This is a genomic window from Candidatus Phytoplasma pruni (assembly GCF_001277135.1).
GTDB lineage: Bacteria > Bacillota_I > Bacilli_A > Acholeplasmatales > Acholeplasmataceae > Phytoplasma > Phytoplasma pruni.
In genome coordinates this window covers 1-3,043 of the sequence record NZ_LHCF01000030.1, presented here as the reverse complement: position 1 = coordinate 3,043, position 3,043 = coordinate 1, and the positions used below count along the sequence as shown (strand labels likewise).

Here is a 3,043-nt window from a genome sequence, read left to right as displayed (position 1 = left end):
AAAATATGATAATATATTTACTATATAAATAATTTTTATATTTTAACGATGTTAAAAAAATATGTTAAATAATTATTATTTTCTAAAGAAAGATTGTTAAAGAATGAAAAATATCATCAAAAAATCAGCTAATTTCTTAACTGTTTTTCGCATCTTGTTGGTTTTTTGTATGTTGCCTTTAATGGTTATGATTTTAAACGTAAAAAAAAACAACCAGATGGTGTAGAAACAACGCTAAGTTTGTTTTTTAATTTGATTTTTATCATCGCAGCTATCACCGATTATCTTGACGGTTATATAGCTAAAAAATTCCAACAACAAACAGTTTTTGGAAAGTTTTTTGACCCAATAGCTGATAAGTTGCTTGTTATTATAACTTTTTTTCACATATATTTGTTAAGTAATCATAAATTTTTATTACCTGAAAAAAACGATAATAAAAGCATTGAATTAGGAATTGTCAGTATTATAATAGCCACTATTATCAGAGATTTGATCATTACGGGAGTGCGTTTGGTCGCTGTTGAAAAAAAACATATTATTTCCGCTTCTTTTTTAGGAAAATTAAAAACTGTTTTCACTTTTATAACTATTATTTTTTTATTATTTGTTAAACAAATATACTTGCGTATTTGGGACCCTTTGAATTTAGAAAATATATTACAAATAAAATATTTTATTAATGTTTTATCAGGCATAAACATTTTTTTAATCGTCTTTTCAGGAATGTTTTATATAATTAACAATTTTAAATTTATTAGGTCTAATTTCGTTCAAAACTAACTATTTCTACTCAAATAATTAAAAAAATATTTATATCAAAATATATCGAAAATAACTAAAGGAATGAAACAAAATTATGAATAACGAAAAAGTTAAAAACGAAAAAAGCAAAATAGAAAAAACTAAACAAGAAGTGAAGAAAAACGAAAAAAATAAAGAAGTGGTTGAAAAAACGATTAAAGAAATTGAACAACGTTTCGGTAAAGGGAGTATTATGAAGTTAAATTCGGAACAAACTGATAAAATCCAAGTTATTCCGACTGGTTCTTTAACTTTGGATATTGCTTTATCAATCGGTGGTTTTCCTAAAGGTCGTATTATTGAAATTTTTGGACCTGAAAGTTCCGGAAAAACAACTTTAACTTTACACGCAATAGCGGAAGCTCAAAAACAAGGAGGGAATGTCGCTTTTATTGATGTGGAAAACGCTCTGGACCCTAATTACGCTAAAGCGATAGGAATAGATTTAGACAATTTCATTATTTCTCAACCAGATTCAGGCGAAAAAGCTTTAGATATAGTCGAATCTTTAATTAAAAGCGAAAATTTCAGTTTAATAGTTGTGGACTCTGTGGCTGCTTTAGTACCGGAAGCTGAATTAAAAGGCGAAAGTGGCGATTCTTTTATGGGTCTTCACGCCAGAATGATGGGACAAGCAATGAGAAAGCAATCAGCTATCGTTTCTAAAACTAATACTATCGTAATTTATGTGAATCAATTAAGAGAGAAAGTGGGAGTAATTTACGGTAGTCCTGAAGTAACTCCAGGTGGTAAAGCTTTAAAATATTTTGCTTCTTTAAGGCTAGATATTAGAAAGTCTGAATTCATCAAAGAAGATGGTGCTTTTATAGGTATTCGTTCCAATGTTAAAGTAGTGAAATCTAAGGTTTCTTCTCCTTTCAAAGTTGCTCAATTAGAAATTATGTACGGAAAAGGGATTGCTAAAGAAGGTGAAATTTTAGATTTAGCGGTTGATCTTGAATTAGTCCAAAAAAGCGGCGCTTGGTATAGTTATCAAAATAAACATATCGGTCAAGGAAAAGAAAAAGCTAAAGAGTTTTTATTACAAAACCCTGAAATAGCGAAATCTTTAGAAGAACAAATTAAAAAAAGTTATAAATTGCTATAAATAATATCCTTTTTTAAAAAAAATGTAACAATAGAAAGGTCTTTATATGAAGAAAAAAAACAGCCTTTTTAAAGGGGCAAATTGGAATAAATTAGAAGACGAGTTTACGCAATATTTTTATGAACAAAATTTAAGTCAATTTTGGCGTCCTGAAGATATCAGTCTTCAAAGCGATTTAATTGCTTGGCAAGCACTTTCTCCTGAAGAAAAAAAAGCCTATTCAAGGGATTTATTAGTTTTGACTTTTCTAGATACTTATCAAGGTGATATCGGTATGCCGGTTATTCTTCGTTCTTGCTTGCCTTACGAACATCAAAAAAAAGCAACCCTTAATTTCATGGGAGCAATGGAAAATGCTGTTCACGCAAAAAGTTATTCTAATATTTTTATGACTTTTTTAAATAAAGAAGAAATCAATCAATTATTCGCTTGGGGCGAAGAACAAAAAAATTTACAAAATATTTTAAATATTATTGTCGGCATTTACGAAGATTTAGAAAAAAACATCGTTATTAATAAATATGAACCCGAAAAAAACGATAATAAAACTTTTAACGAAATTAAATGGAAAAGCATGGTTGCTTCTGTTTTTCTTGAAACTTGGTTGTTTTACAGTGGTTTTTATTATCCTTTATATTTCTATGGTCAAGGTCAATTGATGCAAGCTGGAGAAATGATTAACTTGATTATCCGAGATGAAAGTGTTCATGGCGTTTATGTAGGTCGTTTAGCTAAAGAATTATATTATAACTTTTCCAAAGAACAAAAAACATATTTAAAAAAATGGTTAGATGATTTATTGGACAATTTATATGAAGAACAAAAAGCTTTAGCTCATGAAATTTATCAAGAAGTTGGTTTGATAGAAGATGTTAACGCCTTTGTTCGTTATAACGCTAATAAAGCGTTAATGAATTTAGGTTTTGAACAAAAATTCCCTCAAGAAAATATTAATCCTGTAGTTTTAAACGGACTTAATACTGAAACCAAAACTATGGATAACTTTTCCATGAAAGGGAATGGTTACCAAAAAATGAAATCAGAAAGCCTCAAAGATGAAGATTTTATTTTTTAAAAAAATCTTGTCTTAAAACAGATATTATTAAAAAAACAAGTACTTATGAAATGACT

General features: G+C 28.3%; 3 protein-coding genes. All 3 read left to right on the top strand.

Annotated elements, in window-relative coordinates:
* Positions 1-165 precede the first annotated feature (165 nt).
* The 3 genes from CPX_RS02645 (at position 166) to nrdF (ending at position 2,987) form a co-directional block, all read left to right on the top strand.
* A complete protein-coding gene (locus tag CPX_RS02645; RefSeq protein ID WP_235443271.1) occupies positions 166-783 on the top strand; it encodes a CDP-alcohol phosphatidyltransferase family protein in 618 nt (205 codons plus the stop codon).
* 76 nt (positions 784-859) lie between these two features.
* The gene (gene recA / locus CPX_RS02640) at positions 860-1,912 is read left to right on the top strand and encodes a recombinase RecA (RefSeq protein WP_053521616.1); all 1,053 of its coding nucleotides are present in this window, start codon (positions 860-862) and stop codon (positions 1,910-1,912) included.
* A 46-nt stretch (positions 1,913-1,958) separates the two neighbouring features.
* Positions 1,959-2,987, top strand: coding sequence for a class 1b ribonucleoside-diphosphate reductase subunit beta (nrdF, locus tag CPX_RS02635; RefSeq protein ID WP_053521615.1), 1,029 nt, complete (start codon positions 1,959-1,961; stop codon positions 2,985-2,987).
* Positions 2,988-3,043: the final 56 nt, after the last annotated feature.

Bases quoted from the DNA above. Each gene is read 5' to 3' on its own strand.
- recA (WP_053521616.1), top strand. From the start codon at position 860: ATGAATAACGAAAAAGTTAAAAACGAAAAAAGCAAAATAGAAAAAACT.
- nrdF (WP_053521615.1), top strand. From the start codon at position 1,959: ATGAAGAAAAAAAACAGCCTTTTTAAAGGGGCAAATTGGAATAAATTA.